Origin of the sequence: Burkholderia sp. S-53 (assembly GCF_025560745.1) — a bacterium.
GTDB lineage: Bacteria > Pseudomonadota > Gammaproteobacteria > Burkholderiales > Burkholderiaceae > Burkholderia > Burkholderia pyrrocinia.
The window spans coordinates 1,406,329-1,430,299 of the sequence record NZ_CP090483.1 but is presented as its reverse complement, the minus strand read 5'-3'; the positions used below and the strand labels follow the sequence as shown (position 1 = coordinate 1,430,299).

Annotated in this window: 20 protein-coding genes and 2 tRNA genes; 9 read left to right on the top strand and 13 right to left on the bottom strand. The window is 63.3% G+C overall.

The genetic code is table 11. The annotated features are described in order from the left end of the window. Nucleotides 1-46: 46 nt before the first annotated feature. Nucleotides 47-123, bottom strand: a tRNA-Arg gene (locus LXM88_RS11700). A gap of 176 nt (nt 124-299) precedes the next feature. After that, nucleotides 300-1,130 carry an undecaprenyl-diphosphate phosphatase gene (locus LXM88_RS11695; protein ID WP_021157259.1) on the bottom strand — a complete coding sequence of 277 codons (831 nt, stop codon included), beginning with the start codon at nt 1,128-1,130 and terminating at the stop codon, nt 300-302. Between the two features lie 479 nt (nt 1,131-1,609). Here LXM88_RS11695 and LXM88_RS11690 point away from each other — a divergent pair, with 479 nt between their 5' ends. The 5 genes from LXM88_RS11690 to LXM88_RS11670 all read left to right on the top strand — a co-directional run bounded on the left by LXM88_RS11690 (nt 1,610) and on the right by LXM88_RS11670 (nt 7,121). Next, the gene (locus LXM88_RS11690; protein WP_262542446.1) at nt 1,610-2,521 is read left to right on the top strand and encodes an aldose epimerase family protein; all 912 of its coding nucleotides are present in this window, start codon (nt 1,610-1,612) and stop codon (nt 2,519-2,521) included. Nucleotides 2,522-2,654: 133 nt separating this feature from the next. Beyond that, nucleotides 2,655-3,356 (top strand): peptidoglycan DD-metalloendopeptidase family protein, encoded by a 702-nt coding sequence (locus LXM88_RS11685; protein ID WP_262542445.1) that lies wholly within the window; start codon nt 2,655-2,657, stop codon nt 3,354-3,356. A 367-nt stretch (nt 3,357-3,723) separates the two neighbouring features. Continuing rightward, nucleotides 3,724-5,343: an acyl-CoA synthetase gene (locus LXM88_RS11680; RefSeq protein WP_262542444.1), complete on the top strand. Its 1,620-nt coding sequence runs from the start codon at nt 3,724-3,726 to the stop codon at nt 5,341-5,343. Nucleotides 5,344-5,416: 73 nt separating this feature from the next. Continuing rightward, nucleotides 5,417-5,740 carry a DUF2288 domain-containing protein gene (locus tag LXM88_RS11675; protein WP_262542443.1) on the top strand — a complete coding sequence of 108 codons (324 nt, stop codon included), beginning with the start codon at nt 5,417-5,419 and terminating at the stop codon, nt 5,738-5,740. A 10-nt stretch (nt 5,741-5,750) separates the two neighbouring features. Continuing rightward, complete coding sequence (locus tag LXM88_RS11670) at nt 5,751-7,121, top strand: MATE family efflux transporter (protein ID WP_262542442.1); 1,371 nt, start codon at nt 5,751-5,753, stop codon at nt 7,119-7,121. A gap of 18 nt (nt 7,122-7,139) precedes the next feature. Here the strand turns inward: LXM88_RS11670 and LXM88_RS11665 are convergent, their stop codons facing one another. After that, on the bottom strand, nt 7,140-7,316 hold the full coding sequence (locus LXM88_RS11665; RefSeq protein ID WP_262542441.1) for a hypothetical protein: 177 nt from the start codon (nt 7,314-7,316) through the stop codon (nt 7,140-7,142). A 136-nt stretch (nt 7,317-7,452) separates the two neighbouring features. Between LXM88_RS11665 and LXM88_RS11660 the strand changes: the two genes are divergently transcribed. Then, nucleotides 7,453-7,623: a hypothetical protein gene (locus LXM88_RS11660; protein WP_262542440.1), complete on the top strand. Its 171-nt coding sequence runs from the start codon at nt 7,453-7,455 to the stop codon at nt 7,621-7,623. A gap of 210 nt (nt 7,624-7,833) precedes the next feature. Here the strand turns inward: LXM88_RS11660 and LXM88_RS11655 are convergent, their stop codons facing one another. Both LXM88_RS11655 and sixA read right to left on the bottom strand, forming a co-directional pair. After that, nucleotides 7,834-8,640 (bottom strand): GNAT family N-acetyltransferase, encoded by an 807-nt coding sequence (locus tag LXM88_RS11655; protein WP_048242410.1) that lies wholly within the window; start codon nt 8,638-8,640, stop codon nt 7,834-7,836. 170 nt (nt 8,641-8,810) lie between these two features. Continuing rightward, nucleotides 8,811-9,272, bottom strand: coding sequence for a phosphohistidine phosphatase SixA (sixA, locus tag LXM88_RS11650; protein ID WP_262542439.1), 462 nt, complete (start codon nt 9,270-9,272; stop codon nt 8,811-8,813). Nucleotides 9,273-9,433: 161 nt separating this feature from the next. On the opposite strand from sixA, the gene LXM88_RS11645 reads away from it, so the two are divergent. Beyond that, nucleotides 9,434-9,510, top strand: a tRNA-Pro gene (locus LXM88_RS11645). A 376-nt stretch (nt 9,511-9,886) separates the two neighbouring features. Here LXM88_RS11645 and LXM88_RS11640 read toward each other — a convergent pair. The 4 genes from LXM88_RS11640 to LXM88_RS11625 all read right to left on the bottom strand — a co-directional run bounded on the left by LXM88_RS11640 (nt 9,887) and on the right by LXM88_RS11625 (nt 15,989). Beyond that, entirely contained in the window at nt 9,887-10,174 is a 288-nt protein-coding gene (locus LXM88_RS11640; protein WP_262542438.1) for a PAAR domain-containing protein, read from the bottom strand. 12 nt (nt 10,175-10,186) lie between these two features. Continuing rightward, nucleotides 10,187-11,143, bottom strand: a complete 957-nt coding sequence (locus LXM88_RS11635) for a T6SS immunity protein Tli4 family protein (RefSeq protein ID WP_262542437.1) — start codon at nt 11,141-11,143, stop codon at nt 10,187-10,189. Nucleotides 11,144-11,217: 74 nt separating this feature from the next. Then, nucleotides 11,218-13,167 (bottom strand): esterase/lipase family protein, encoded by a 1,950-nt coding sequence (locus LXM88_RS11630; protein WP_262542436.1) that lies wholly within the window; start codon nt 13,165-13,167, stop codon nt 11,218-11,220. Between the two features lie 38 nt (nt 13,168-13,205). Then, a complete protein-coding gene (locus LXM88_RS11625) occupies nt 13,206-15,989 on the bottom strand; it encodes a type VI secretion system Vgr family protein (RefSeq protein ID WP_262542435.1) in 2,784 nt (927 codons plus the stop codon). Nucleotides 15,990-16,637: 648 nt separating this feature from the next. Here LXM88_RS11625 and LXM88_RS11620 point away from each other — a divergent pair. Next, complete coding sequence (locus LXM88_RS11620; RefSeq protein WP_262542434.1) at nt 16,638-17,072, top strand: hypothetical protein; 435 nt, start codon at nt 16,638-16,640, stop codon at nt 17,070-17,072. A gap of 87 nt (nt 17,073-17,159) precedes the next feature. Here LXM88_RS11620 and ppx read toward each other — a convergent pair whose 3' ends face one another. Then, nucleotides 17,160-18,674 carry an exopolyphosphatase gene (gene ppx / locus LXM88_RS11615; protein ID WP_262542433.1) on the bottom strand — a complete coding sequence of 505 codons (1,515 nt, stop codon included), beginning with the start codon at nt 18,672-18,674 and terminating at the stop codon, nt 17,160-17,162. A 279-nt stretch (nt 18,675-18,953) separates the two neighbouring features. Here ppx and ppk1 point away from each other — a divergent pair, with 279 nt between their 5' ends. Beyond that, the gene (gene ppk1 / locus LXM88_RS11610) at nt 18,954-21,017 is read left to right on the top strand and encodes a polyphosphate kinase 1 (protein WP_262542432.1); all 2,064 of its coding nucleotides are present in this window, start codon (nt 18,954-18,956) and stop codon (nt 21,015-21,017) included. A 122-nt stretch (nt 21,018-21,139) separates the two neighbouring features. Here ppk1 and phoR read toward each other — a convergent pair whose 3' ends face one another. The 3 genes from phoR to phoU are packed head-to-tail and all read right to left on the bottom strand — an operon-like array spanning nt 21,140 to nt 23,955. Next, nucleotides 21,140-22,459, bottom strand: coding sequence for a phosphate regulon sensor histidine kinase PhoR (gene phoR / locus LXM88_RS11605; protein ID WP_262542431.1), 1,320 nt, complete (start codon nt 22,457-22,459; stop codon nt 21,140-21,142). A 57-nt stretch (nt 22,460-22,516) separates the two neighbouring features. Next, nucleotides 22,517-23,218 (bottom strand): phosphate regulon transcriptional regulator PhoB, encoded by a 702-nt coding sequence (gene phoB / locus LXM88_RS11600; protein ID WP_027787869.1) that lies wholly within the window; start codon nt 23,216-23,218, stop codon nt 22,517-22,519. A gap of 32 nt (nt 23,219-23,250) precedes the next feature. Further along, complete coding sequence (gene phoU / locus LXM88_RS11595) at nt 23,251-23,955, bottom strand: phosphate signaling complex protein PhoU (RefSeq protein ID WP_174983237.1); 705 nt, start codon at nt 23,953-23,955, stop codon at nt 23,251-23,253. Between the last annotated feature and the right edge of the window lie 16 nt (nt 23,956-23,971).

The following is a 23,971-nucleotide window of genomic DNA, read 5'->3' as shown; positions in this document are numbered from 1 at the left end:
GAGGCTGGAATCAACGTCGGGATCTCATCCAATCCATTGATTCAGCTGGCCCGCCCTACACGATTCGAACGTGTGACCTACGGCTTAGAAGGCCGTTGCTCTATCCAACTGAGCTAAGGGCGGTCGAGGAGAAAAGACACGGCCTGACGCGGACTGCATTTGGCACGGGGCTTTGAGTAACAGCAGCAACTGCACACCACAAACTCAACGCCCCGAAACAAAACGGGCCCGGCATGAAACCGAGCCCGAAATTATACCCGATCATCGCGTCACATCACGCGAGACCGGCTATCGCAGCATCAAACCGGCTGCGGATGCAGCATGAACCAGCCGAGGCAGAACACGCCGGCGATCACGCAATACACGCCGAACGACGCGAGCCGGCCGCGGCCTTCGAAATAGCGCATCAGGAACCGCACGCTCAGGTACGCGGCGATGGCCGTCAGCACGCCGCCGAGCAGCGCATCGGCGAGCTGGTCGCGCGCATGGAACAGCTTCGGCAGTTCGAGCACGCCCGCCGCGAAGATGATCGGCGTGCCGAGCAGGAACGAGAACTCCGCCGCCTTCTCCGCCGTCAACCCGGCGGCATTGCCGGCGATCATCGTCAGCCCGCTGCGCGAGAAGCCCGGAATCAGCGCGCCGATCTGCGCGAGGCCCACGAAGAACGCCTGCTTGAACGTCATCTTCTCGGGCGCCTGATGCGCGCGGCTGCGCTGGATGCGATCGCCGAGCCACAGCAGCACGCCGTTCACGATCAGCGCGATCGCGACGATCCGCAGGTCGTGAAACACGCGTTCGATGCGCTTCTCGAGGAGCAGCCCGACGATGCCGGTCGGGATCGTCCCGATGATCAGCGCCCACATCAGGTGCCCGTCGTCGTTCTTGCGGCCGCCGAGTTGCGCGAAGAAACCGCCGATCAGCGCGATCCAGCGCGCGCGGAAGTACCACAGCAGCGCCAGCGCGGTGCCGAGGTGCAGCGCGACGAGGAACGGCAGCAGTTGCGGCGCGTGCTTGTCGATATGCATGCCGAACAGCGCCGGCACGAGCAGCGTATGGCCAAGGCTGCTGACGGGGAAGAGTTCGGTGACGCCCTGCAGGACGCTCAGGAATACCAGAAACCAGAGACTCACGCGTCGGTCCTTTTAGTGAAGATTAAGCGGGAAGAAAGACGGACGACGCGATGCGCGTCCGAAAAAACGCGCCCTGATTATGCCGAGCCAGGATTACTGCGCCAAGGCATTTGGCCGGATATTGCGGCAATGCACACAAACGCTTGCAATTTGTAAGCGCACAGAAAGCAAAAAGCCCGCCATTTGCATGGCGGGCCTTTCGACTTCGGCAGGAATTGCCGTCAGCGGCCGAGCTGATAGAAAAATAATACCGTGCTGCCGGTGAACATGCCGAACAGTGCGAGTCCCATTGCCATTGCCAGATCCATGGCCCCCTCCTCGAAGTGTCATGACCCGGCAACATCACCGGTTTGGATGCATTATCCGGACCGATGACAATGTTAAAAACTCGCAATTTCCCGAGAAGGGTTTTCCCCGACCGGCTGCGGCCCGATAATGGAGCGCACCGTGTCCCGTCCACCCGCCCAACCCGATTCGCCATGCCGATCTTCCAGCAACACGACATTCACGAACTTCACGCCGGCCCGTCGCTCGTCCGGGTCGCCCCGCAATTCGGCGGCCGCCTGCTGTCATGGGACATCGACGGCGAACCGGTCATCTTCTGGCCCGAAACGGCCGACTGGAGCAACCTCGCGCGCGTACGCGGCGGCAACCCGCTGCTGTTCCCGTTTCTCGGCCGCCACCGCGTCGACGGCGAACTCGGCCGCTGGCGCGATGCCGCCGGCGTGGTCCGCGACCTGCCCATGCATGGCTTCGCGCGCGACCTGCCATTCGCCGCGCACCCGTCGGCCGACGGCGCCGCCTTGTCGATGACGCTCGACGCGAACGACGCGCTGCGCGCGAGCTACCCGTTCGATTTCCGGTTCGAAACGACCTACCGGCTGGCCGACGCGCACACGCTCGAAGTCGCACTCACCACGACCAATCGCGGCGACACGCCGCTGCCCTACTACGCCGGCCACCACTTCTATTTCGCGTTGCCGCACGGCGAGCGCGCCGACACGACACTCGAATTGCCGCCGACTCGCCTCTGCCAGCAACGCGCAGACGGCTCGATCAGCCCGCCAGAACCCGGCGAAGCGCGCTACCGGCTCGACAATCCGGACATCCTCGATCGCTTCCACTGCCTCGACGGCCAGCCGTCGACGCCGGTGCGCATCGTGATGCCGGGCCGCCGCCGCACGATCGAGATCGCGCTCGACGTGCCGGGCTCGATCCCGTGGTACGCGGTCACGACCTGGACCGAAAAGCCGGAGTCGGACTTCTACTGCGTCGAGCCGTGGCTCGGCCTGCCGGATGCGATCCACAACGGCCTCGGGCTGCGCATGCTCGCGCCGGGCGGGACCGAAACGGCCACGCTGAGGATCCGCGTGATCCCGCTCGCAGGCTGATAAAGGGCGCGCCGAAACGGCGCGCGATGGCCTCGACCAAGGCCCCAAACTGCGGTGCGCGGGTCGAACCCGTTAAAATCGGACGTTTTGTGTTGCCTGCCGCGTCGTGCGCGGCAGGGTTTTGCGAGGTTCAATGTTCGGAACAACAACGAAGCGACTCTTCGCAGCCGCCTGCGCCGCCCTGCTCGTGGCGTGCGGCTCCGCGCCTGTCGGCCCCGGGTTCTACCGCGTCGAGCGCGGCGATACGCTCTACAAGATCGCGCGCGACAACCGCACGTCGGTACAGAACGTCGTGCGCTGGAATCAGATGACGAACCCTGATGCAATCGAAGTCGGCCAGGTGCTGCGCGTCGCGCCGCCGCCCGGCACGACCACCGCATCGACGCCGTCGACCACCGGCACCGGCAGCGCGGGCCGCGCCCGCCCCGCGCCTTCCGCGCCGGTCGAATCGGCCGTCAAGCCCGCCACGAGCATTTCGCTGATCTGGCCGGCGGCCGGCAACGTGGTCCGCACGTTCGACGGCTCGAAATCCAAGGGTATCGACATCGCGAACTCGCCGGGCACGCCGGTGATCGCGGCCGCGCCGGGCGTCGTGGTCTATGCGGGTAACGGGCTGCGCGGCTACGGCAACCTGATCATCCTGAAGCACAACGCCGACTACCTGACCGCGTACGCGCACAATCGCGCGCTGCTGGTGAAGGAAGGCCAGTCGGTCACGCAGGGGCAATCGATCGCGGAAATGGGCAACAGCGACAGCGATCGCGTCGCGCTGCATTTCGAATTGCGCTACGGCGGCCGCTCGATCGATCCGTCACGCTACCTGCCGGCGCGCTGAGCGCGCAAAAGCCGGCACGCGATGCGGTGCGCATCGCGTGCCGTCTCGGGCAAAATCGGGAAGGTTGAATCAGCGCTTGCGCAGACGGCCGGTAAACCGGCCGGACAGCGGATCGACGTGGCGGGCAAACGCCACCAGCACGCCGATTCCGATCAGGCTGAACCCCGCAGCAATCAGAAGCAAATCCATGGTCCTATCACTGTTGTGTCGTGATCTTATGCGTCATTTTGGAATCGTGCACTGAGCCGCCGCAATTGGACGAGTCCGAACATTCCCTATCAGCAGCGACCATTGTGGATTCGTCTGCGTGAAACCCTGATGTAAGCTGTTCGCTCGACGCCACGTTCGACACTCAGGAGACCAAGCGATGCTGCCCGCCGCCGACCGCTACGACGACCTGCTCTCCCGCTTCCAGTGGGCGGTTCCGGCCCGCTACAACATCGGCGTGGACGTCTGCGACAAATGGGCCGACGGCAGCGGTCGCCTCGCGCTGATCCACGAAACGTCGCAAGGCGACGTTTTCCGCATCACGTTCGACGACCTGAGGAATGCTTCTAACCGGCTCGCGAACAGCTTTGCGCGCGCCGGCCTGCGACGCGGCGACCGGATCGCGATCTTTCTCGCGCAGGGCCCCGAAACGGCGATTGCGCATCTCGCCGCGTACAAGCTCGGCGCGATCGCGGTGCCGCTCTTCACGCTGTTCGGCGTCGATGCACTCGAATACCGGCTCGCCAACAGCGAAGCATCCGCACTCGTCACCGACGCGGCCGGCTACGCGAAAATCGCGTCGCTGCGCGCGCAACTGCCGGCACTGCATACCGTCTACTGCATCGGCGACGATGTACCCGAAGCGCCGGGCGTGCTCCGCTACGACGAGGCACTCGCCGCCGAAACGCCCGACTTCGTGCCGGTCGATACGGCTGCCGACGATCCGGCGGTGATCATCTACACGTCAGGCACGACCGGCAAACCGAAAGGCGCGCTGCACGCGCATCGCGTGCTGCTGGGCCACCTGCCGGGCGTCGAGATGTCGCAGCAATGCTTCCCGCGCGACGCGCGCCTGTTCTGGACGCCGGCCGACTGGGCGTGGATCGGCGGCCTGCTCGACGTGCTGCTGCCGTCCTGGCATCACGGCGTGCCCGTGCTCGCCCGCCGCTTCGAGAAATTCGACGGCGACGCGGCGTTCGCGCTGATGGCACGACACGGCGTCACGCACGCGTTCCTGCCGCCCACCGCGCTGAAGCTGATGCGTACCGTCGCGGCGCCGCGCGAACGCTACGCACTGTCGCTGAAATCGGTCGCGAGCGGCGGGGAATCGCTCGGCACCGAACTGACGGCGTGGGGACGCGACGCGCTGGGCGTGACGATCAACGAGTTCTACGGGCAAACCGAGTGCAACATGGTGCTGTCGTCGTGCGCGGCGCTGTTCGATGCGCAGCCGGGCGCGATCGGCAAGGCGGTGCCCGGTCATGCGGTCGCGATCGTCGACGCCGACGGCACGCCGCTGCCGCCCGGCGTCGAAGGACATATCGCGGTGCGCCGCCCCGACCCGGTGATGTTCGTCGAATACTGGCGCAATCCCGGCGCGACACGCGACAAGTTCGCGGGCGACTACCTGCTCACCGGCGATACGGGCACGATCGACGCCGACGGCTTCGTGCGCTTCGTCGGCCGCGACGACGACGTGATCACGAGCGCCGGTTACCGGATCGGCCCGGGCCCGATCGAGGACTGCCTGCTCACGCATCCGGCGGTGCGGATGGCGGCCGTCGTCGGCGTCCCCGACGCGACGCGCACCGAAATCGTCAAGGCATTCGTCGTGCTGAACCCGGGCCATGTCGGCAACGATGCGCTGGTCAGCGCGCTGCAGGCGCACGTGCGCACGCGGCTCGCCGCGCACGAGTATCCGCGCGCGATCGCGTTCGTCGACAGCCTGCCGATGACCGCGACCGGCAAGATCGTGCGCCGCGCGCTGCGCGACGCGTGAGCCGCCTACCGCCCGCTCGGCCCGCCCGGCCGGATGGTTTATAGTGGCGCCACGCAGTCTTTCCAAGAAACCGATGTCCTCTGAACACCAATCCGCCGCGGGCGCGTCGCACAGCCCGCTCTACGCCAAACTCCTCAGCGAGACCGCCAAGATCGACTGGTGCGATCTCGAGCGCTTCTTTGCGCAGGGCAAGCTGCTGTCCGTCGCGCGCGACCTCGATCTCGTCAGCGTCGCGGAAGCGATCGCCGGCGACGAAGCCGAACAGGTCACGCGCTGGCTGTCGGCCGGGCTCGTCGCGCGCATGCCGGCCGAGACCGCCGCCGACTACGCGGCGCGCAACCCTGAGCTGTGGGCGGTCGTCGTATCGCCGTGGGTCTGCGTGCAGGAACGCGCCTGACGCGTCCGCCATGTCCGAATCCGCGTTACCGCACGGGGCCGGCACTGGCTCGGCCACCGTCACGCACCGGCGCGTCCTCGCGCTCGCCTTCCCGATCGTCCTTGCGAACCTGACCCAGCCGATCCTCGGTGCCGTCGACACGGCCGTCGCCGGCCACCTCGACGGCGCGCAGTATCTCGGCGGCGTCGCACTCGGCGGGCTGTTCTTCAATTTCGTGTTCTGGGGCTTCGGCTTCCTGCGGATGGGAACGACCGGCCTCGTCGCGCAGGCGCACGGCGCCGGCGATGACGCCGGCATCCGCCTGAACCTGTTGCGTGCGCTGATCGTCGCGTTCGCGCTCGGTGCCGCGGTACTCGCACTGCAGGTGCCGCTGCTGTCGTTCGCGCTGACTGCGCTCGGCGGCAGCGATGCCGTCCGCGCGACGGCGCTCGCGTACAGCCACGCGCGGATCTGGAGCGCACCGTTCGCGCTCGCGAACTACGTCGTGCTCGGCTACCTGCTCGGCATGCAACGGGTCCGGCTTGCGCTTGTCGCGCAAGTGTTCATCAACGCGGTGAACATCGGCGCCGTGCTGCTCTACGTGTATGGCTTCGGCTGGGGCATCGCCGGCATCGGCGCCGCGACCGCCACCGCCGACGCGTGCGGCTTCGCACTCGGCGCGTGGATGCTGTGGCGGCTGCAGCCGCGCGGCCTCGGGCCGATTGCCGCGCGTGCGCTCGCCGACCGCGTGGCGCTCAAGCGGCTGATCGTACTCAATCGCGACATCTTCCTGCGCACGCTGTGCCTGCTCGGCGCATTCGGCTGGTTCGCGCACCTCGGCGCGAAACAGGGCGACGCGACGCTCGCGGCGAACGCGCTGCTGCTGAATTTCCAGACCTTCATGGCGTACGGCCTCGACGGCTTCGCGCACGCGGCCGAGGCGCTCGTCGGCGCGGCGGCCGGCGCGCGCGACCGCCGCGCCTTCCGGCAGGCCGTGCGCGTCACGCTGTTCTGGTCGGCGCTCGGCGCGCTGCTGTTCGCGCTCGTTTACTGGGCCGCCGGCGGCTGGATCGTCGCGCGCCTGACCGATCAGGCCGAGATCCGCGCGGTCGCGTTGCGCTACCTGCCGTGGGCCGCGATCTCGCCGATCGTGTCCGTCTGGGGCTTCCTGCTCGACGGCGTGTTCATCGGCGCCACGCAGACGCAATCGCTGATGCGCGCAATGGTCGTGTCGTTCTCGATCTTCATCGCGGCCACGCTCGTCGCCGTCGGCACATTCGGCAATCACGGCCTCTGGTTCGCGCTGCTGCTGTTCATGGCCGCGCGCGGCGCGACGCTTGCGCGCTACTTGCCGGGGCTGCTGCGGCGCATTGGCGCCGATGCGCACGCCGCACGCGCCTGACGGCCAGCCGGGTCGCCGTTACTGGGTCGGCTTCGGCGGCGGTGCGTCGAGCATCGACGGCGGCGTCATGTCGGTCGGCACGCCGTGATAGTCGGCCGGATCTTCCGGCGGGTGGCCGCGGCGGGCTTGACGAGGATCGCTGGTGCAGCCGGCGAGCAGCGCTGCGGCCAGCACGGCCAGCATGAAACGGGTCATCGGGTATGGCTCCGGAAATCGGCGCGCCCATCGCGCGCCAGGACCGCGCCGAGTCTAGCGGAAATCCGGCTTCGGGGTCGCGCCGCGCATGTCCTACTATGTACGCATGGCGCTGTGCCGTGGAAAGGAGGCTGCCATGTCGTCTGAGGAAATTGCGGGCCTGATCGGTCTGTTCATCGGTCTGATGGTGCTGGTCGCGCTGTCGTACTTCGAGTCGCGCGAATACAAGCGCAGCCACGACGGTGAAGGGATCATCCACCACTGGATGGCGGAACACCACCTGCTCGACTGGCGGCGCAAGCACTGAGCGAGCCGCCCCGCCGTCCGGCCAGTGTCGAACCCGGGCCGTTCGCGAACGTGCCATCCCGTGGCGCGGCAGGCAGCGCGCAACATCGAAATTAACAGGGCCGGATACACGCACGTCGACTGAATGCACGAACGCCGTCGCGCGGCAGGCAGCCGCGCGACGGCGTTCGCTTGCGCGCGCCCGGGACGGGTGCGACGCGATTCAGACGGCTCAGCCCAGGAAGTGGCGGGCGTAGCGCGCGTTGATGTCGGACAGGCGGAACAGCGTCAGGAAATCCGCGCAGTTGAAGTCGGGATCCCAGGCCGGCGCGCCGCAGATCTTCGCGCCGAGACGCAGGTAACCCTTGATCAGCGGCGGCGGCGCCACGACGGTGCCCGTCTGCAGTTCGTCGACCGGCAGTGCCGTGTGCGGGAATGCGCGGTACTCGGGCGCCGTCAGCGAGCTCGCCGCCAGCGACTGGTACAGGTTCGCCGCATAGTGGCCGCCATCGGCCATCGACACGCTCGCACAGCCGAGCATCGTTTCGTAGCCGTTCTGCATCATGTACGCGCCGAGGCCGCCCCACAGCGCCATGATGACGGCGCCGCTGCGGTAGTCGCTGTGCACGCACGAGCGGCCGACCTCGACCATCTTGCCGCGCAGGTGCGTGAGGCGCGACAGGTCGAATTCGCCTTCGGCGTACAGGCGGCCGACACGCGCCGCCTGGTGCGGCGGCAGCACGCGATACGTGCCGACGACCTTCAGCGTATCGAGATCGCGAACCAGCAGGTGGTCGCAGTACGCATCGAACGGATCGACGTCGAGACCGGAGGGGCCGCTGACCTGCGCGCCCATCTCTTCGGCGAACACGCTGTAACGCAGGCGCTGCGCTTCACGCAATTCGTCTTCCGTGCGGGCCCACGCGGCGCGCAGGCGATACTCCGATGTGACGGTTTCAGCAGCGCGCGGCAGGTGGCGCCGCGACGTGTCGAGGGGCAGCGAGGCAAAGGGGAGCGTAGGCGTCGGCAGTTCTCGCATTAGGCTTTCCTGGTCGTAAGGAATAGGACGACATGCCCGCCAATGTAGTAATCGGCCGTGACCGTTATGTGGCACGACCGTGTCCTTTCAATGACGTGTCGCCGAATTGACTTTAGCAGAAAGCCTGCGAAACCGTATGATGAATCCCTTTAACCCCCTTCTGGCTTGGTTCACACCAGTTCCGGCGTCAATACCGCCCGCAGCACGGCCTGCCGGCTGCCGTCACGCGTGCGGCTCGCGAGCCACACGATTCCGCCCTTCTTGACGCTCCAGCTGTCGTCGCTGCCCGCGACCAATTGCGCGGCGACGCTGCCGAGCGTCGGCTGGTGCCCGACGATGACGACCGTCGGCGCGAGGCCTTCCGGCCAGCCGGCCGCCGCCAGCACTTCGTCGACGCTGCCGCCCGGCGCGAGCGCGTCGACGGTCCGGTACTGGTCGGTCAGCGCCTCGGCGGTCTGCACGGTGCGGGCCGCCGGGCTCGCGAGGATCATGGCGTTCGTCTCGAGCCGGCCACGCAGCCATTTGGCCATCGCCTGCGCGTCCTTGCGGCCACGGACGGTCAGTTGGCGCGCGAGATCGCTCGTCGCGTAGTCTTCGGCTTCGGCGTGGCGCCACAGGATCAGGTTCATCATGATGCTCTCCTTGCTTCGGCAAGCGGCCCCGCGCATGTGCGTGCGGGCCGGCCGATCATCGTGCGAATGGTCGCAAATCGCGGCCGGCTCACCGCCGCGGCATTTACCCGCATATCGCGGTTGACCGAATCAGTAGTTAGACGATACAATCTTTGGCTCGTCGGAGCGTAGCGCAGCCTGGTAGCGCATCTGATTTGGGATCAGAGGGTCGTAGGTTCGAATCCTATCGCTCCGACCAAAGGAATCAAGGGGTTACGGTTAATACCGTAACCCCTTTTTCTTTGGTGCGCCGCTGTGGCATTGCTACCATCTGGTTCGATTCCTATAAGGAACTACACCCGATGGCAGGCGATCCCATCTCAACGCCTCGCTACCAAAATAAACCCAACGGAGGGGCTTCTAGCATCACGACATCGGCCCAGTGTCGGGTACGGAGAACTACATGACGCCGTTGTTCACGCCCGCCGACCTGGTCGGTGCTGTCCTCCGACTGGACAATTCCGCCTACCGCATGTCTTGTCACCCTTCTCAATGTTGTACCGTCGCATCAGTCCCGCTCAATCAGACAGCACCCTGCCTAAACTGAAGACTGTTCCGGAACGTATCCCCTCTTCTCACATGTCGACATACGATACCGACTGTGACGCCACCAGCTTCGGCGGCGTTGGACATGCGCACCGACAGAGGTCGTCACTTAACGCCGACTGTCGACCATCCGGTCCGGTGCTCGAATGACGCGGGCCGTCGCACACGATCACGCCGAGTGTCTTGCACACCGGGCACCACACCGGATCGTGCTCGTATGCTTGTTCGCGACCGTGCAGCATGTCCAGTCCGTCACCAGCCTGCACGATGCCGCCCACCGTCGTCGTGTCGCCTTTCACGATGTCATAGCGCTTCATACGGCTCTCCGCTCAGACAGCGCCCGGTCTCAACCGCAAACTGTTCAAGAGCGTATCCCACACTTGCAGCGCGCTCGCCTCGTCGACCGGGGACGTCGCCTCTTCCGGCTTCAAGTCGGGACTGCTCGCACCAAGCAGCAATTGAATAGCCGTATGCGGCTTCGCCAGCGTGCTCGAATCGCCCGGTGCAAGCAGATAAAAACGGTACGAGGTGATGTCGCCTTCCTTCAGTTCGAACAACACTTCCTCGGCATCCATCCCTGCAACCGTTCGCTTGCCCTGTCGCAGGATCCGATAATGTCCGGACATCCGGTCCATCTGCGCGCGTAACTGTGGCAACGTCTTAGTTAGTGACTCTTTCTGATCCGAGCCCACCGCATCACGCAGCTGAATAACCAGTAACGCCGGACGGCCCGGCATCAATGCGAACGACTGGCTAACTTCCTCGGTATAGGTCGATGAACCCGTGACAATCCCACCATCGAAGCAGAACCCCGATTCGGTCGGTATAGTCCAGTTGTCTCTCGCCTTAATACGACGAATTGTATCGTTATAGATTTCCTCCGCTCGATCAATAGCAGTTGCGCCGATCATCCCCTTCGTGCGAACCACTTTGTCATCCAAGAAAACATAACCCTCAGTTTCAAAAGGCAGCTTTTCGACCTTTGCCACCGCATCTTCAAACACAAAAACCCGAGAATTTGGCACCGGCGAAAAAGCCTTCTCCAACCATGCGCGGCCTGTTTTTTCTTTCAGATTTACCGGATTAACGCGCTGCTTTGTTCTCAGGTCTTTTTCCCGTGCGAGAATTTCAGCTTGGTATGTCGCCGACGAGACGTTGTATTGGGTTGTTAACTTCTCCCCTCGAAACTCATATCGCTGATTCGAAATCTTGCTCATTGCCGGCCGATCGAATACAAAACGACCAATACACCACGGACGCGGCTTGGATAGCAAGGAATTAGTCATCGTTGGTTCCCCGGAAAACACAGTCGTACAGGCGCACACGCCCACCACAAGCAATAGAAACCTCTGCAAACCTTTCAACATGACGGCTCCGGCGCATCCTGCGCGATCTGTACAACGCTGTAGAGTAATGCCCATCGCGTCCACGGATGGTCATAGCTCCCTTGGTGATCGTAGCCCCCCTGCATAAACGCCAATTGCACACCTTTGGCCGGATCGCCTTTTACCCCGGGCTTCAGACCTCGTGCCTGTGCTTCGGCCGACCATGCAGGCACCGTACCATCACCCGGAATAATGCCGTTCTTATCCGGATCAGGCGCCGTCGCCCCGTTGGGCAACTTCGCGACCTTCTGAACCTCAAAATCGATGGACAGCTTGTGCGAATCCAAATATACCCGCACATTACCTGTATGCGAATCATCGGCACGCATGAACCTTGCAGCACGCAACTCTTCTTCCGTTACACCCGGAGGGATATTCCCTTTCCAAATAACCCGACCGAATGTCAACACCTCTTCGAGCGACTTCCCTTTTTCCACGCTCGGCTTCCCCTTACCCTCGCTTTCAGTCTTGACATCAGCATGCGATTTTTGACTCAGAGCCCCAATATCATTGTATGCCGCGTACGTCTTTCCATGATAGACGTCTTTAATCTGACTTTGCTTCGCCACAACGTCCTTCAGGAGAAACTTAAATTTCTGAGAGACGGTTAAATCCTGATTATCGGCCTTCAACTTCTCTGCCACAGTTCCCGCCGGGTCCAGCAAAGAATCATCTGGAACCAATCCGTACCAATTCGAATTAAGATAGATTTCATTGTAAGCGTCGCCATCCTTCGGCAACTGCATCACCGGTTCGCCATTGAGCCGTGCGAATACCCACCATGGGTCACCGTTGATGTAGTCAGGCATCGGTATCAGTTCCAAAGGCCCAGGTGCATTCGCCATCACCGCCACAAATTCGTCGGCGTCGCGACCGACAAGACTGCCGTTAATGAAGCTGTTCATACCGCCTTCATTGCCGCCGCCCGTCCTGAACCGCTTTACCGCAACCGGAGCCCCCGTCGCGGGCTGCACGTTATGAAACACCCCGTGCATCAAACCTTCCGCTCCATGCATTGCAATCGCCATCCGGGCCACCAATCCCCCCATCGAATGGGTGAGAATGATTGCCTTCCCGCTATTGTTCTCCGCGATGATTTCCTTGATCCCCATCAACCGCGTCGTTTTCTGCGTCTTCGGATCAAAGTAGTTGGAACCGTCGACCACCTGCTTTCCCGAGTCCGCATTCGACTGCAACCAGTTATAACCGATGGCGTACACGCGATACCGAAACTTCGAGAAATGCTCGAATTCTGCAGAATTCAAGGTAATTTTCCCGCCCTTACCAAGCGCACCGTAGTCGGACGGATCGGTGTCGATCACCGGCTTGAGCGTCCATTTCTCCCCGTTAGGGTCCGGCGTGACCCACGGCCCATGCGGTTCACCCAGAAGCTTCGGCTGATTCAGCGTCTCTTCGAGCCATGCCAGCACCGGGTGATAGCTCGTGCGATGAATCGAACCCCACCCGCGCCGCCTCGCTTCTTTTTCGTCAACGAACTGCTCCGGGGTGTCGTTCTTGCCATGCTTGCCGACATTGATCGGCCCGAGCGGCGTCACCGCGGCCTTACTTGGATCGAATTGTTTTTCCCGCGATGATGCTTTCGTGAACCACAAGCCAATAAGTGCCGGAAGGGCACCTAGTTTTCCGAACATGCCGTCCGTGTTCGGCGCAAAGAACAGTTCATTGCCGTTTTCCTTGTCGGTCAGCAATGACCCCATCACGCCCGGCAGAAAGATCACGGGGATAATGGGTCGTACATCGCACAACAGTTCCTTTTGTCGCGTATCGCTTGCAGGAGTGAGCGTGAATGTTCCATACGACGACCCGTCTGGAGCGGTCCGCCCCATTTGCCGCACGACCTCTTGCTCAGCATCGTCGCTGAACGGCGAGTCGCCCCCTTGATTACCTGCCTGATTGTCGCTCATAGGATTTTCTGGATCAGTATTAGTCGTTCAAGAAGGGATCATTCCTGGCCGTTGCCTGCGCTCGCGGGCGGCTCCGGACGAAGCGCATGCAATTTCAGCGTCTCGATGTCCTCATTCTTCTGCTCGGCAACGTGTCCAAGATCATTCGTCATCCCCTTGATGCGCGTGCCGTCGCCCCGTACCAGTTCGTAGGGGTGGTTCTTCAGCACTTCGCCGGAGATGCGATCACGCAGTACATAGGGATCGTTGAATTTGGCCTGCGGCAGGCTGTTCATGTGCTGCGCAATCGAACTCGGCCCCTGACGACTGAGCGACGCCGATTTGATCGTGCGCGGGCCTTGTGTGCCGTCCTCAATACCCGCTGCCACCCACCTTGTGTACGAGCCGCCAGCCTTGATGATGATTTCGTCGGCGTCGAGCACAATGCGCTTGGCCTTCACGGTCACGTCTTTGCCTGCATTGACGTTCACGTCATCCGTGTTGGCCGACAGCTTGATCGGACCTTTCGCGGTCACGAAGTACGCACCGAGTTTCTGCGCAAAGAAGCTGACCTTTTCCGCAGCCGCCACGACAAACGACTTGCCTGTCGCAACGTACGTGTTCTCGTTACTGACGACGTTTACCTCTTTCTCCGCCACGATATGCGTCGAGCTATCCGCGACCAGTGCGATGTCTTTCGGCGTCGATACCAGAATGTTCGGCTGCGCAAATCCGTTGGCGCTGCCCGTACCGCCGCCCGCCGTCACCCCGCCTGACGTATCGCCCGATATCGGATGCTGGATGTCCTTCGACAGCGCCTTGAGCGCATCCTGTCCGGTTTGCAGCGATTCGGCCTGAGCGGTCGTGCTTGCGCTGGACAGCGACTCAACCAGCATCCCGGCCTGCTGCAACTGCGATCGCGCCTCATCGACACCCATTTGTTCATCGTCGTAGGATTTCGAGTGCGCGCTGATGGACAGCCCCTTGCTGGCACGAACCGCACCGAACTCGTCGGCGTGCAGGACGAAACCGGCCCCCAAATACTGGCCGCGTGTGTTGTCGTCATGCTTGATCAGGTAGCCCTGCGTCAGCGCCGCATAGCTCCTGCCGGTATAGCTGACCAGCCGTGTCCCGCTTTGATTCGTAGAGTCGTCGTGAACGAACGAGTTGTAGGCACCCGTCTTGCCGAACCCCTCCGACTTGAACCCGGAAAGCAACGCGTTCGAATGCCATTGGGACGGCGTAGTACCTCCATTGATACGCCCCAACACGAACGGCTTGTCACAGTCACCGTTCCAGTAACCGACGATGACCCATTCCCGCGCCCTCGGCACGTGTACCGCGCCATAACCGTTCCCGGTATCGGATTGAAGCGACGACAGCAACGGCGAGGAATTGAAGGCGTCCGGTGGATTCTTGCGATCCCAGGCGAAATGCACCCTGATCTGGTTCCGGTCGTTCGTCCACGCTTCCGCGCCGTCCGGAGTCACGACAAGCGCATGTTCGATAGACATGACTGGCTTCGGATGATCCAGCGGGCTCCGGTACTCGACCGTCGCAGGCTGCGCTTCGACCTCGAGCATGAAAAATCCAGCCGTGCCATCGGCATGACGTCGCGTATCGAACCGCTCCCGGTGAATTGCCTGTTGCTCGGCCAGCGTCGCGCGAAGACTTTGCGGAAACTCGACCGTCTGCTGGCCGATCGGCACATTGTTCTCGATGAACCATCGCGCCTCGACCACCAGAAACTCTCGCTTCTTCGCATCACCGTCTTCGTGGCGGGGATGCCCGTTCAACACAAACCGCGACCCGGCATCGAGCCACCGCACGCCTCCGACGCCAAAATATCGGCTTGCTCGCGCATCCCATATCTCTACTCGCCGTCGCGCTCGCACCCCACCAGCGTCTGAGCTGGAATAGCCGTAAGCCGTCGATTCGTAGACCGTCATCGGCGCATCAGGAACGCTACGCTCAGCTTTCTGGTGGCGCTCCTCCGCGACATAGCTCGTCGCGGCAAGCCCACTCTCTACCTGAAAATTGGACGCGGGCCGCTTGTAATCAAACGCACGCGACATGTAGCGCGTGCTCTGCATCGTCTGCACCACAGCCCAATGAGCGAAACCGTCAGATTCGTTGCTGTCGTTCGCTCGGATGAATTCGACCGGCTTCCCATCGGGAAGTGTCGAGACGCAGTCAACAATGACGAGCGTCGTCTTGGGGGCGTCACCTTCGCTAACGTTTTCGTGAACCCAGTAGCAATACCAGCCCTCCTCTTCGGCCAAGCGGTTCACAAAGTGAAGATCGGATTCGCTTTGCCTGCACCAAGAACGCTTGGCAGGATTGGACGACAGCGCGAAACGGTACTGCCCGCGTAGCTGCGGATACCGATCAAGCACGTCGGAAATGATCTCGCGGGTGTCTTTCTCGAGCCAGCCTTCTTCGTTGTGGGTTTTCTCAAGGAAGACCAGCGCCGACGAAAATTCGATCTGGTATGTGGAAAGACCACCGTTTCCACCCAAATAGGCGACCCGATGCACGAAACCGTGGACCGGACGATAGACGGGAACCGCAAAGGGAGCCGTGACTTGCTGAATCTGCAGGGTGACAGGCTGGTGCATCAGCGACAGCAGCGCAGTATCATCACGCGTCGACGCAACGTCGATCGTGTACGAGTAGTCACGCCCGATTCTGGCCGATCCGCGTGCACGTAGCGGCACCAACGCGTTCTTGCCGAGCGGCGTATTCAACATCAACAGCCGCCCCTGCTGCAAAACGCCCTTACTGATGGCCTCGTAGAGGTCGCGAAACTTCAGGTCCCCGAGTGCGGACGGTCTGATATCCATTTTCGTTATCTCTCTCAGGTTCGACCGTCAAGGCAGTGAGACAACGACGGTCAGCCATTGCGACAGCGGTTCGCTCGCGCGATTCTAGCTAAAGTCAGACAAATATTGTTCAGTTTGACAAAAGTTAACCGTGAGCTGTCGATGACCTGCCCTTTGCTTTTTCTCCCCATCGCTCATTGTTGCTACCGCGCGTAGCGCAGTGCGTCAGATCAGAAAATCCAATGACCTTGAATTTTTCATGAAATCCAATGGCTTATGATTTTAACTGATCGCCATCAGCGTCGATAATAACGAGGACACCCGATATGGAATCAGAGGGTCGAAGGTTCGAATCCTTTCGCGCCGACGAAAGGAATCAAGTGGTTACGGTTAATGCCGTAGCCCCTTTTCCGTTTCTGGATCCTTGAAGCAACCGCCCGGTTCGCGGCACTCCGATTCATTGCAGGGATCAATTGGGGCGTCGATGCGACAACGCGCGGGCCTCTGCCGCATCCGACCCCACCCGCGCATCGCTTCAGTTGCGGACACACCGGATCGACCGCAAGCCAGGCTGCCGACGACGCACGCATGCCAACCATGCCGCCCGCAGCCCGCGCACGCCCCATCCGGGAACACGCGATAATGCGCGTGAACAACCCGCATCCGCGCATGAAAAACAACATTCTCAAAACCGCCCTCTGCGCATCGCTGCTCGCGCTTGCGACCGCCGGCACCGCGTCCGCCAAGGCGCTCGACGACGCGCTCGACTGTCATTCGACCGGCCACAAGTTCGTCGCGCCGCTGCTCGCCGCCGGCGACATCCAGTCGGAGCCGATGCACGTCGAATCGAACTCGGTCAACGCATTCCGCACGAACCGCTCGCTGACGGCGTACGGCTTCGGCGTCTATGTCGTGCTCGGCTACCAGGCGAACGACCCGATCTTCCGTCCGGGCGACGGCACACCGATCGGCGACTGGGCGTACGGCGTCGTCGTGCGCGGCACGAAGAGCTCGGTGGAGGAAGCCGTGCGCAAGGCCGGCAGCGACGCGACCGTCAAACAGGCGTTTCCGTTCCTGACCGCGATCGTCTGTTCGTCGGATTGAGCAGGCGTCAGGACGATCATGCGGCACGCCTGAGGGCGCAAGCCGCACCGTCCAGCCCGAGCCCTTCCGGGCCCCGCTATCGGCCTGTTACGCGCCCGTATACACCACGCGATACGGGATCCCGACCTTCTCCCACTCGGCGGCCTCCTGGCTGAGGCTGTAGTCGGTCAACGGGTTCTGCTCGACCCACGCGCTCGGCAGGCGCACTTCATACCCGCCCTTCTTCATCTGCGAAACGGAAATGTCCGGCAGCCCCGCATCGGTCCGGCGCCGGCACAGCAGTGACGCAAGCCGCAGGCAGAACAGCAGCGGCCACTCGACGTCGCGCGCCTGCGACAGCTTGCCGAGCTTGCCCGCGTGACCGAGCACGAGCGCGGCGAGCCGCGCCTGATCCGTGCGCGAAAAGCCCGGCATGTCCGCGTTGCTCGCGATATAGGCCGAATGCTTGTGGTACGCGCTGTGCGAGATCGACAGGCCGATCTCGTGCAATGCGGCCGCCCAGCCGACGAACATCCGCGCTTCCTCGCTCGCTTCGTCGTCAGCCTCATCGAGTTCGTCGTAGAAACGCGCCGCGAGCGCGCCGATCCGCTCGGCCTGCGCACGATCGACGCCATAACGGCGCGTGAAGCCCTCGACGGTCACCGCACGCATGTCCTCGTGCTGCGTCCGGCCGAGCAGGTCGTACAGCACGCCGAGACGCAGCGCGCCGTCGGTCGTATCGACATAGTCGACGCCGAGTTCCTCGAACACCGCGAGCATGATCGCGAGGCCGCCCGCGAGCACCGGCACGCGGTCGGGCTTCAGCGCGATCAGCTTCAGCCGGTTGACGTTCTCCGACTTGATCAGCGCGCGCTTCAGGCGCTCGAGGCCGCCGCGCGAAATGCCGTGCGTGACGCCCGGATCGTTGAAGCCGTTCGCCTCGACGAGCTCCGCGAGCGCACGCGCGGTGCCGGACGAACCGATCGCCTGGTCCCACCCGGCCTTCTTGTACTCGCTCGAAATGATCTGGATCTCGCGCTTGGCCGCGAGTTCGGCCTGCCGCATCGTGTATTCGTCGACGTTGCCGGCCGGAAAGAACGCGCGGCTGTGGCTCACGCAGCCGATATAGAGACTTTCCATCACGATCGGCGTGTAGTGCGAGCCGATGATGAATTCGGTCGAGCCGCCGCCGATGTCGACGACGAGCCGCTTGCCGGCGCTCGCCGGCACCGAGTGCGCGGCGCCCGCATAGATCAGCCGCGCTTCTTCGCGGCCCGCGATCACTTCGATCGGGAAACCGAGCGCCGCTTCGGCTTCGCCGAGGAATTCGGCCGCGTTCTTCGCGACGCGCAGCGTGTTGGTCGCTACCGCACGCACATGATCGGGATGGAAATCGCGCAGGCGCTCGCCGAACCGCTTGAGCGCCTCCCAGCCACGCTCCTGCGACGCGCGATCGAGCATCTTGTCGCTCGACAGGCCGGCGGCCAGCCGGACGGGCTCGCGCAACGCGTCGACCGGGTAGATCTGGCTGCCCGCCGGCGTTTCCTCGACGCGACCGACGATCAGCCGGAAGCTGTTCGAGCCGAGATCCACGGCAGCCAGCAAGTGGGGGGTTGTAACCATCAGAATGGGGCTCCGTGCGCGTTCCCCCGTGGCAGCCGGTCCGGCAACACGGGGCGATCATTCAAAGGCGACATTTTAAGCGTGGAACGCTTGCCATTACCACGCTTCACGGGCATACACACTGCTCGATTGCATATAGCCGAAACATTTATGAGACAAATCGGTTACGGCGTAGAATTTGCCGATATAAAACCACTACTGTCATCAGCACGTCATCGTACCGTGAGAGTTTCCGAGCGTCCTTTCGAATCATCGCCTGAATCCCCCCCTACTCTGCCGATGTCCGTCCGTTACCCGCTTCTCAATCGTGAACTCGGCATCCTCGGTTTCAACGAGCGCGTGCTGGCCCAGGCAGCCGATCCGCAAGTGCCGTTGCTCGAGCGCCTTCGCTTCATCTGCATCACCAGCAGCAACCTCGACGAATTCTTCGAGGTCCGGATGGCCGGCCTTCAGGAGCAGATCCGCGACAACCCCGGCGCGCTGACGCCCGACGGCATGTCGTTACAGCACGCTTACGATCTCGTCGTCGAACGTGCGCAACGGCTTGTCCATCGACAGTACACGATGCTGCACGAAACCGTGCTGCCCGCGCTCGAACAGGAAGGCATCTACTTCCATGCGAGCGACACGTGGAACGACGAGCAGCTCGAATGGGCGCGACGCTACTTCCTCGACGAACTGTTGCCCGTGCTGACGCCGATCGGCCTCGATCCGGCCCATCCGTTCCCGCGCGTGCTGAACAAGAGCCTGAACTTCGTCGTCGAGCTCGAAGGCCGCGACGCGTTCGGCCGCCAGGCGGTGATGGGCATCGTGCAGGCGCCGCGCGCGCTGCCGCGCGTGGTGCGCATGCCGCATGCGCTGTCGGGCTTCGAGCACGGCTTCGTGCTGTTGAGCTCGTTCATGCAGCGCTTCGTCGGCGAACTCTTCCCGCAACTCGTCGTGAAGAGCTGCAACCAGTTCCGCATCACGCGCAACAGCGAGCTGTTCGTCGACGAGGACGAAATCACGAACCTGCGCGTCGCGCTGCAGGGCGAACTGCCCGCGCGTCACCTCGGCAACGCGGTGCGCCTCGAGGTGTCGGCCGACACGCCGACGCACATCGTGCGGCGGCTGCTCGAGGAAAGCGAGCTCGGCGACAAGGACTGCTATCGCGTGACCGGGTCGGTGAACCTCGTGCGCCTGATGCAGATTCCCGATCTCGTCGACCGCCCCGACCTGAAATTCGCCCCGTTCACCGCATCGACCCCGCCCGCGATTGCGAACGCGCCGACGATGTTCGATGCGATCGACGACGGCGACATCCTGCTGCACCACCCGTACGAGAGCTTCCAGCCCGTGCTCGAACTGCTGCAGCAGGCCGCGAAGGACCCGAGCGTCGTCGCGATCAAGCAGACGATCTACCGTACCGGCACCGATTCGCCGCTGATGGACGCGCTGATGGAAGCCGCGCGCAACGGCAAGGAAGTGACCGTCGTCGTCGAGCTGCTCGCACGCTTCGACGAGGAAACCAACATCAACTGGGCGTCGCAGCTCGAAGCCGTCGGCGCGCACGTCGTGTACGGCGTGGTCGGTCACAAGTGCCACGCGAAGATGATGCTGATCGTGCGCCGCGTCGTGCAGGCCGGCAACGCGTCGCTGCGCCGCTACGTGCACCTCGGCACCGGCAACTACCATCCGCGCACGGCGCGCCTCTACACCGACTTCGGGCTGATGACGGCCGACCAGAAGATCTGCGAGGACGTCCATCACGTATTCCAGCAGCTGACCGGGATCGGCGGCGAACTCACGCTGCACGAGCTGTGGCAGTCGCCGTTCACGCTGCATCCGCGCATCATCGAATCGATCCGCGCGGAGATTGACAATGCGCGTGCCGGCAAGCGCGCGCGCGTCGTCGCGAAAATGAATGCGCTGCTGGAGCCGACGGTGATCGCCGCGCTGTACGAAGCGTCGCAGGCCGGCGTGAAGGTCGACCTGATCGTGCGCGGCGTCTGCGCGCTGAAGCCCGGCGTGCCGGGGCTGTCGGAAAACATCACGGTGCGCTCGATCGTCGGCCGCTTCCTCGAGCATCACCGGATCTACTATTTTCACGCGGGCGGCGCGGAAGACGTCTATCTGTCGAGCGCCGACTGGATGGACCGCAACCTGTTCCGCCGCGTCGAAGTCGCGTTCCCGATCCGCGAGCGCAAGCTCAAGCGGCGCGTGATCGCCGAAGGCCTGTCGGTATGTCTCGGCGACAACCAGTCGGCCTGGCAGATGCTCAGCGACGGTCATTACCGCCGGCGCCGCGCAGGCAAGGCAATCCGCAACGCGCAGCTCGGCTTGCTCGCAAAGTTCTGCTCGTGAACCTGCGGCGCGGCGCGAGTCGCGCGCCGCACGGCCAATAAAAAAGCGCAGCCCGGGGCTGCGCTTTTTTATTACCTGATATGCCGCCGCTCGCCAACCGAGCGACGACTGCCGTTACGCGATCATGCCTCGTACGTGGCCGGCCGGATCGCGATGATGCGCGAGCCCGGGAACCGCGCGGTGAACGTGCTGCCGCGCCCCTCCTCGCTCTGCACGTACAGGTGCGCGTCGTGACGCTGCAGCACGTGCTTGACGATCGCGAGCCCGAGCCCCGTGCCGCCCGTATCGCGCGAGCGGCTGCGGTCGACGCGATAGAAGCGCTCGGTCAGCCGCGGCAGGTCGGCGGCCGGAATGCCGAAGCCGCTGTCCGTGACGGAAAACACGCCCTGCGCGCCTTCGCGACGCCACGTCACGATGATCTTGCCGCCGTCCGGCGTATAGCGGATCGCGTTCGTGACGAGATTCGCGAACGCACTGAACAACTCCGTCTGCGCCCCCGTGACACCGAGTGTCTCGTCGATCGAGAACGCTATGTCGTGATGCCCGTTCGACAGCGTCTGCGCGTCCTCCCTCAAATGGTCGAACACCGCGCGCATGTCGATCGCGCGATCGGCCGGCGGCTTGCTCTCGCCCTCCAGCTTCGCGAGCACCAGCAGGTCGGTCACGATGTGCCGCATCCGCGATGCCTGCTGCTCCATCATGTCGAGATAGCGCGCGCGGTCTTCCTCGTTCAGCGGCAGCTCGCGCATCGTCTCGAGGAAGCCCGACAGCACCGTGAGCGGCGTCTTCAATTCATGCGACACGTTCGCGACGAAGTCGCGCCGCATCGCGTCGGTACGCTCGAGCTCGGTGATGTCCTGCGTGAGCAGCAGCTTGCGGTTCTCGCCGTACGGAAATACCTGCACGGCCAGCACGTTCTGCCGCGAGCCGCCCATGCCGCGCATCACGAGCGTTTCGTCGTAATGCTGCGCATTCAGGTAGCGGACGAATTCGGGATGGCGCACCAGGTTCGTGATGTGCTGCCGCAGGTCGCGCTTCGCGTCGAGGCCGAAATGAACCTCCGCAATCTCGTTGCACCACTCGATCTGGTCGTGGTCGTCGAGCATCGCGACGCCGTTCGGCGACGCCTGGATCGCCTGGATGAAACGCGAATGCTGCTGTTCGACCTGTCGCACCTGCGCATGCCACTGTTTCGCGAGCTTGTGCAGCCGATAGTAGATCTCGCCCCAGATGCCTGGCGCGCTCGGCACTTCACCGTAGACGGGCGCATCGAGCAGTCGCCACAGACGCTGCGTATGGAAGGTACTGAAAAAGCCCTGTGCGATCAGCATCACGGCCACGAACACGAGGCCCGCGGTCGGGCCGGCGAAGACGCCGACCAATACGCCGATCAGCACGAGCAGCACGAGCGACACCAGAAAGCGCGCCCAGATGATGTTCATGATTCAGCGCCCGAAAGAATGAGCGGCATGCCGTGGCACACGGCATGTCCGGATACGTTACGCGTGCTTGGCGAGCCGGTAGCCGCTGCCGCGCACGGTCTCGATCATCGCATCGCAGCCGGCCGGTTTCAAGGCCGCGCGCAATCGTTTGATATGCACGTCGACGGTTCGCTCTTCGACGAACACGTGGTCGCCCCACACCTGGTCGAGCAGTTGCGTGCGGCTGTGCACGCGTTCCGGATGCGTCATGAAGAAATGCAGCAGGCGGAATTCGGTCGGGCCGAGATCGAGCTTGATCTCGCTGCCTTCCGCATGCGCAGCGACGCGATGCGTGGCCGGGTCGAGGCGCAGCCCGTTGATCGACACGACGTCCTCGGTCAACTGCGGCGCACGACGGCGCAGCACGGCCTTGATGCGCGCCATCAGTTCCTTCGGCGAGAACGGCTTCGTCACGTAGTCGTCCGCGCCGATCTCGAGGCCGAGCACCTTGTCCTGCTCGTCGCCGCGCGCGGTCAGCATGATGATCGGGATGTGCTTGGTCCGTTCGTTGTTGCGCAGGTCGCGCGCGAACGCGATGCCGGACTTGCCCGGCAGCATCCAGTCGAGCAGCACGAGATCGGGCAGCACGTCGCTGATCAGGTTCTGCGCCTGTTCGGCGTTGTACGCGCGGATCGGGCAGTGACCGGCGTGCTGGAGATTCACCGAGATCAGTTCGGAAATCGCGGGCTCATCTTCAACGACGAGAATGTTGCTGGGCATCGGCACCTCTTTTCTTCCTGTACGTTGTCGCGTTAACTGTTGGCTTCGCGGTCGAGCGTGTCGCGCGGCTGGTGCCGGACGTCCGTGCCCTTCACGATGTAGATGATGAATTCGGCGATATTCTTTGCGTGGTCGCCGATCCGTTCGATCGCCTTCGCGATGAACAGGTATTCGAGGCCGACCGAGATCGTGCGCGGATCTTCCTGCATGTACGACACGAGCTTGCGCACGAACGCGCGGAATTCCAGGTCGATTTCCTTGTCGTCCTTGACGATCTGCGCGGCGGCCACCGTATCGAGGCGCGCGAACGCGTCGAGCGCGCGGCGCAGGATCGTCACGGCCATCTCGCCCGACACCTTGATCTCGGCGATGTTGACCGTGCGCGCAGCCGGTTCGTCGACCAGGCGGCGCACTCGCTTCGCGATCTTCTCGGCTTCGTCGCCGGCGCGTTCGAGGTTCGTAATCGTTTTCGAAATCGACATCAAAAGGCGCAGGTCGCGCGCGGCAGGCTGCCTCCGCGCGATGATGTTGCCGCACTCCTGGTCGATGTCGACTTCCATCGCGTTCAGCGTTTCCTCGGCCGCGATCACCTTCTCGGCCGTATCGCGATCGAATTCGTTCAGCGCGTGCATCGCGCCGACGATCTGCGACTCGACGAGCCCGCCCATTTCCAGCACTTTCGACGACACGGCATTCAGGTCCGCGTCGAACTGGCTCGACAGATGTTTATCCGACATGGCTGTTGTTCTCCGT

Coding starts and splice junctions, on each gene's coding strand:
- LXM88_RS11690 (WP_262542446.1), top strand. CDS start 1,610: ATGCCGATCTTCCAGCAACACGACATTCACGAACTTCACGCCGGCCCG.
- LXM88_RS11685 (WP_262542445.1), top strand. CDS start 2,655: ATGTTCGGAACAACAACGAAGCGACTCTTCGCAGCCGCCTGCGCCGCC.
- LXM88_RS11680 (WP_262542444.1), top strand. CDS start 3,724: ATGCTGCCCGCCGCCGACCGCTACGACGACCTGCTCTCCCGCTTCCAG.
- LXM88_RS11675 (WP_262542443.1), top strand. CDS start 5,417: ATGTCCTCTGAACACCAATCCGCCGCGGGCGCGTCGCACAGCCCGCTC.
- LXM88_RS11670 (WP_262542442.1), top strand. CDS start 5,751: ATGTCCGAATCCGCGTTACCGCACGGGGCCGGCACTGGCTCGGCCACC.
- LXM88_RS11665 (WP_262542441.1), bottom strand. CDS start 7,316: ATGACCCGTTTCATGCTGGCCGTGCTGGCCGCAGCGCTGCTCGCCGGC.
- LXM88_RS11660 (WP_262542440.1), top strand. CDS start 7,453: ATGTCGTCTGAGGAAATTGCGGGCCTGATCGGTCTGTTCATCGGTCTG.
- LXM88_RS11655 (WP_048242410.1), bottom strand. CDS start 8,640: ATGCGAGAACTGCCGACGCCTACGCTCCCCTTTGCCTCGCTGCCCCTC.
- sixA (WP_262542439.1), bottom strand. CDS start 9,272: ATGATGAACCTGATCCTGTGGCGCCACGCCGAAGCCGAAGACTACGCG.
- LXM88_RS11640 (WP_262542438.1), bottom strand. CDS start 10,174: ATGAAGCGCTATGACATCGTGAAAGGCGACACGACGACGGTGGGCGGC.
- LXM88_RS11635 (WP_262542437.1), bottom strand. CDS start 11,143: ATGACTAATTCCTTGCTATCCAAGCCGCGTCCGTGGTGTATTGGTCGT.
- LXM88_RS11630 (WP_262542436.1), bottom strand. CDS start 13,167: ATGAGCGACAATCAGGCAGGTAATCAAGGGGGCGACTCGCCGTTCAGC.
- LXM88_RS11625 (WP_262542435.1), bottom strand. CDS start 15,989: ATGGATATCAGACCGTCCGCACTCGGGGACCTGAAGTTTCGCGACCTC.
- LXM88_RS11620 (WP_262542434.1), top strand. CDS start 16,638: ATGAAAAACAACATTCTCAAAACCGCCCTCTGCGCATCGCTGCTCGCG.
- ppx (WP_262542433.1), bottom strand. CDS start 18,674: ATGGTTACAACCCCCCACTTGCTGGCTGCCGTGGATCTCGGCTCGAAC.
- ppk1 (WP_262542432.1), top strand. CDS start 18,954: ATGTCCGTCCGTTACCCGCTTCTCAATCGTGAACTCGGCATCCTCGGT.
- phoR (WP_262542431.1), bottom strand. CDS start 22,459: ATGAACATCATCTGGGCGCGCTTTCTGGTGTCGCTCGTGCTGCTCGTG.
- phoB (WP_027787869.1), bottom strand. CDS start 23,218: ATGCCCAGCAACATTCTCGTCGTTGAAGATGAGCCCGCGATTTCCGAA.
- phoU (WP_174983237.1), bottom strand. CDS start 23,955: ATGTCGGATAAACATCTGTCGAGCCAGTTCGACGCGGACCTGAATGCC.